This is a genomic window from Thioalkalivibrio sp., from assembly GCF_007692535.1.
GTDB lineage: Bacteria > Pseudomonadota > Gammaproteobacteria > Ectothiorhodospirales > Ectothiorhodospiraceae > Thioalkalivibrio.
The window spans coordinates 1-5131 of sequence record NZ_REBW01000189.1 but is presented as its reverse complement, the minus strand read 5'-3'; the positions used below and the strand labels follow the sequence as shown (position 1 = coordinate 5131).

Annotated in this window: 7 protein-coding genes; all 7 read right to left on the bottom strand. The window is 67.3% G+C overall.

Annotated elements, in window-relative coordinates; all coding sequences use genetic code 11:
- A partial coding sequence (locus EA346_RS11180; protein ID WP_296758580.1) for a DNA topoisomerase 3 occupies nt 1-1382 on the bottom strand: 1382 nt, incomplete at its 3' end.
- A 25-nt stretch (nt 1383-1407) separates the two neighbouring features.
- The gene (locus EA346_RS11175; RefSeq protein ID WP_296758578.1) at nt 1408-1782 is read right to left on the bottom strand and encodes a single-stranded DNA-binding protein; all 375 of its coding nucleotides are present in this window, start codon (nt 1780-1782) and stop codon (nt 1408-1410) included.
- A gap of 125 nt (nt 1783-1907) precedes the next feature.
- Entirely contained in the window at nt 1908-2150 is a 243-nt protein-coding gene (locus EA346_RS11170) for a hypothetical protein (RefSeq protein ID WP_296758576.1), read from the bottom strand.
- 118 nt (nt 2151-2268) lie between these two features.
- Entirely contained in the window at nt 2269-2568 is a 300-nt protein-coding gene (locus EA346_RS11165; RefSeq protein WP_296758575.1) for a hypothetical protein, read from the bottom strand.
- Between the two features lie 7 nt (nt 2569-2575).
- Entirely contained in the window at nt 2576-2998 is a 423-nt protein-coding gene (locus EA346_RS11160) for a hypothetical protein (RefSeq protein ID WP_296758573.1), read from the bottom strand.
- A 73-nt stretch (nt 2999-3071) separates the two neighbouring features.
- A complete protein-coding gene (locus EA346_RS11155; RefSeq protein ID WP_296758572.1) occupies nt 3072-3908 on the bottom strand; it encodes a PFL_4669 family integrating conjugative element protein in 837 nt (278 codons plus the stop codon).
- A 10-nt stretch (nt 3909-3918) separates the two neighbouring features.
- Nucleotides 3919-4635, bottom strand: a complete 717-nt coding sequence (locus EA346_RS11150) for a PH domain-containing protein (RefSeq protein WP_296758570.1) — start codon at nt 4633-4635, stop codon at nt 3919-3921.
- Nucleotides 4636-5131 lie beyond the last annotated feature (496 nt).

The following is a 5131-nucleotide window of genomic DNA, read 5'->3' as shown; positions in this document are numbered from 1 at the left end:
CCCTCGGCCAGCGCGGGCAGCGCCTGCACCTCGGCATCGTCGTCGTCACCACCGAACAGTTCGCGCCAACCCGGAACCACGATGCGTTTGCCGGTTGCCCGCAGTTGATCGCCCTCCCCGGCCCGCAACTGCACTTCGGTCCGGTCGAACTCATGCGGTGCGTAAAACTGGGCCAGATACCGACGTCGCACCAGATCGTAGATGCGCCGTTCGCTCTCGCTCATGCGCGCGATCTGGCACGGCGCACTCGTCGGGATGATCGCGTGGTGCGCGGTGATCTTCGCGTCGTTCCAGGCACGCGACTGAGCGTCGACGTCCGCCCGCTGCACCCACGGGATGAGGTCCGGGTCGCTTTGAGCGAGTGCGTCGAGGACCTGCGGCACGTCGGCCCGCATCGACTGCGGCAGGTACGGACAGTCGGTCCGCGGGTAGGTGGTGGCCTTGTGTGTCTCGTACAGGGACTGCGCCGCCTGCAACGTCGCCTGCGCGCCCATGCCCCAGCGTCGGGACGCCTCCTGCTGCAGCGTGCCCAGGTCCAGCGGTAACGGCGACGCCTGCCGCACCCGGGTCGTCTCCACGTCCGACACGCGGGCCGCGCCGCCGGAAACGCGCTGCGCCACCTGGCGGGCCGATGCCTCACTGATGCAGCGGCCCTCGCTGTCCGCGACCGGCGCCGGAGGCACCCACCGGGCCACAAACCGGCCGTTCGCGTGCGCCAGCGTGACCCGCACGTCCCAGTACGGCTGCGGCACGAACGCCGCGATCGCGCGGTCCCGGTCGACCACGAGGCGCAAGGTCGGGGTCTGCACGCGCCCGACCGACAGCACGCCGTCGTGCCCGGCCGCACGCCCAAGCACGGTGTACGCCCGGGTCAGGTTCATGCCCACGAGCCAATCCGCGCGGGCCCGACTCGTGGCCGCCAGGTGCAGCGGGTGGGTCTTCGCCCCCGGCCAAAGGTTCGATAGCGCCTTGCGCACGCTGGCCTCGTCCAGCGCCGAAAGCCACAGCCGCTGAACCGGGCCACGCCAGGCGCAGGCCTCCAGGACCTCGCGCGCGATCATCTCGCCCTCGCGATCCGCGTCGGTCGCGATCACCACCTCGCGCACCTGCTGCAGCAGCCGCCGGATCACGGCAAACTGCTTGCGCGCGCTGGCCTTGACGGTCGACTGCCAGGTCGCGGGCACGATCGGCAGGCTCTCCAGCGACCAGCGCTTGTACTGCTCGCCGTAGTGCTCCGGTGGCGCCTGTTCCAGCAGGTGCCCGAAACACCAGGTCACGGTCTCTGACGCCCCTTCCAGGTAGCCGTCGCGCTTCGACTGCGCACCGAGCACCCGCGCAATGTCGCGGGCCTGACTCGGCTTTTCCGCCAACCAGAGCCTCATGACGGCGATCGATCCAGGAGCCGAATCAGGCCGTCTGCTCGCGGGCGCGCACGGTCACCCCGTCGATCTGCGCCAACTCCAGGGTGAGGCGGTCCGCCGTCAAGCGCAGTTCGGTTCGTGGGCCGTCTTCACTGTCCCAACCATGCTCGCGCGCGCGACCCTCAACCCGCACGCGCATGCCCTTGCGCAAGACCCTGGCGCAGGATTCCGCCAGTCGGCCCCAGGTCGTCACCGTGAGCCAGAAGCCGCCCTCTTCGGCGAAAGAGCCGTCGTCCTGGGGAACGCGACGGTCGAAATACACCCGCATGTCGGTGACCGACCGCGACTCCCCTTCCACCTCGACCGTGCGTGTCACGGGCGCCGCGCCCAGATTGCCGGATCCGATAAACCGTGTGCTCATGGCAGCCTCCGAAAAGGTGTGTGGCTGCACACGATCACAGCACGCCAGGGGGGCGCGCACTAGGGAAAACGGTTTCTTACTGGCGACCGGGTTTTCGGCTCACACGCCGAGGAGCAGATCCAAGATCACGCGTGGCCAGGAGCCGAGATGGGCCGCAGCAGCGTGTCCACGGAAACCCAGTTCAAGTCCTTTCCGGTCCCATCATCACCCATCAGGATGGAAAGCTCATCCGTGAAACAGATTTCACCGTCATCAACATGGAACCCGAACGGAGGGTGGATCATGGCGTACTCGCAGTCCCCCGGATCGGTCACCTCGTCCACCATCTCGAACAGTTCATCCAGAGTGCGTGCGAAATAGACGCCCACGAAAGGTTGGCGTCCACGTTTCCTCGAGTTGCTGGGGGCCGCACGCCGAACAAAACAGGTGAACATCTTCGCTCTCCCAGTGGCGCCCGCGCGGGGGCTCAAATCGGGAGAATACGCCCTAAACAGACGGCCTGCGGTTGCCGCGCCGGGGATCCCCCGCACGCCAATCCATGCAGACGTTGGCGGTGCACAGCCCTGCCGCCTCGCGCAGCAGCAGGAACACCAGTTCTTCAGGCAGAGCCAGCCTGACGCCTGCCGCCATCAACTCATCGCCATCAAACTCGCGTGTCACCACTTCGCCGACGTCAGCGATCGCGCAGACCTGAACAAAATACTGACCCAGCATGCGGTCGTACCCGATCACCGCGTGGGTCTCCCCGGCTTCCGGGTTCGCAATGTTCACGATGTGCCGGCTCATTCGTTGATCAAACCCCGAACTCCTGCTGCCAGGCCTCCAGTGTCTCGACCACGCGCACGTACCGCCGCAATCGATCCGCGGTACCGGTGGCGATGCCGGCGTGCAGATTCATGGCCATCGCGCGGCGGTCATAGTCCAGCAGTCGCCGCTGTGCTGGACGCGGCAGATGCTCGATGACTCGCCGTCCCTGCTCCGAGGTCAGAGTAAACACGGATTGACCGCCCGCCTTCGATCCCCGCCCTCGTCGGCGCCAACGCAGCGCAAAGCCTCCAGCGTGTGCGTGGATGCGCAGCGTGATGGGCGGGTCGGTGAATTCTGCGTCGTACTCCCGCACCAGATCGTTCATGGCGGTCCGCCACTCTTCCCGGATCTGCTCCAGCTTGGCAAACCGCCGCCGCGTCTCCCCAATACTCGTCACGTCGTTTTGCATCGCGCACCCTTACCCTTAAAGGGTAATAAAAGGCCCTTTAGGGAACCGTTCGCTACCGCCGGGCCGATCAACGTTAGCTACCTTCGTCGTCGTCGAAGTCAGGGGTAATCGGATCATCGTCGCTGGGGCGCTCGCTCTTCTGGTCCTCCGACCCCGTGCTCCCCGCGCCTCCATTCGCCGCACGGCGGCGCACCTCCGGAGCGATCCGGGGCCGGAGTTCGCCGGTCAGAACCGCCTGCGGCAGATCCCCCATCGCGGCGACCGCTTCGCGCGCCCGAGCATTGTTGGCCGCCATGTCGTCACGGGTGACGGCGCAGTACTTGTAGCCCTGGGTCGCGGCGAACGCGCGACGAACCAGTCGCCCCCCCTTGCCCAGTAGGCGTTCGCTCGTGTCCCGGTCGAGCAGACCCACGTGCCGGCCTGTCAGCACCGCGCGAGCGAAACGATCGTAGTCGGAGATCAGGTACGCCCCCATGTACCCGTAGGGGTTCGCGAACTGCAGCGGGATCCGTACCGGCTTCTGCGACTCGGCCACCGCAATGTCGACACCCTGAATGCCCTGCAACAGGCGCTCGACGTCCTGTTCCATGGCCGCCAGTTCCTCCCGCCCCTGCTCCAGAGCCTCGAGGATCTTCAGCAGGTACTCGTCCGCGTACGGGTCGTCGTCTGCGGCGGCGTCCCACAGGTGACGGACGAGCATGCCGAAGCGCACCAGGCCGGTGATCGCGGGCCGGTCCTCCGTGGCTGCGCGGCCGAGAACCAGGCGCTGTGCCTGACGTGTCTGAACGGACAGCTCGGCCAGCCCCCGCAATCCTCCGGGGCTGGTCGCCGCGGTTCGGTATCCGACGGCGGGATCCGCGTTGAACGGCAGGACACGCTTGCGCAGCTTCTGGTCAGGCTCTGGTGCCATGGGGATATCCCTAAAGCCGATTGATGCGTTCATGAATGAGGCTCCGAACAGTGGCCGGGCGGCGAATCCCGGCGAAACGGACATCGATCTCCCCGGTGCCTGCCGAGGCGAATTCCAAGGTGCCCACGTTGAAGATCCGACCGAACACGGTCTGCTGCAGCCCCACGGAGCGCACGTGCTGTAGACGCACGCGCCGCGTCTGGATGGCCACGATCCCGACGACCTCCTCGATCGCGTCGTGGGTGACCCGGTACAGGCGGGAGTACCGGCCATAGATCCAACGTCCCAGGACCAGAAAACAGATCGCCAGTGCAGCCACCGCGACCGCATCGCCCGGGGCGATGGGCAACGCACCGGAAACCTGGCTCGCCGCGCTCGCGCCAAGCCCTCGGTCCAGCATGACGGGTACGAAGTCCTGGGCCGTAAACGCGACACCGCCTGCAAGCAGCGCCGTAAGGCCCTTGCCCCAGCCAACCCGCCTGGCTGGGCGTAACTCCACAAAATCGCTTGCCTGGGCCCCGTGGGCCCCGTGCCGTGGCGCGCGTTCACCCGAGGATGCCCCCGCGCGCGCCACGACGAATCCATCGCCACTCGGGTGCACCTGGTACGGATGCCCCGCTTCGCCTTGCAGCAGATCCCGCAGCCTTACCGCCTCGGCGAAGTCGGCGACCGCCGGCCACGCGACCGTCGCTGGTAGCGCCCGCCCGTTCGGTTGTTCGGTCGTCATCAAAACCCTCCTCGTTGCTGGATCAGTCACCGCAGCATCCTGGTCTGGGCCACGCCAAGGTTCAGTGAGAAACGGTTGCTTCTTGGCGACACGGTTTTGAACCCACCCAGGCCGGGGCCCCCGATTCGAGCTTCGAGGGGGGGTGCCACTGGAACCCCTTGTCGAGCCCCCCGGGGGGGGTGCCACTGGCACCCCCTTGTCGAGCCCCCGGGGGGGTGCCACTGGCACCCCCCTATCGAACCTCCCGGGGGGTGCCACTGGCACCCCCCTTGGCCGAAGCCTGCTCATTCGCTCGCTCCTGCGGATCGATTCCGACGGCGTATCCGCAAGGCTTCCACCCGCTGCGTTAGGGCGTTGTGAACCACCGCGGCGGAATCCGGTGTGACGGGGGGAGACAACGCCCGAGCTTTCTCGTCGGCGTCCAGCACGGCCTGCCGGACCCGGGCGCGACGTACGCCAAGGCCCAGACTCGTCAACCGGAATTCGCCTGCGGCGG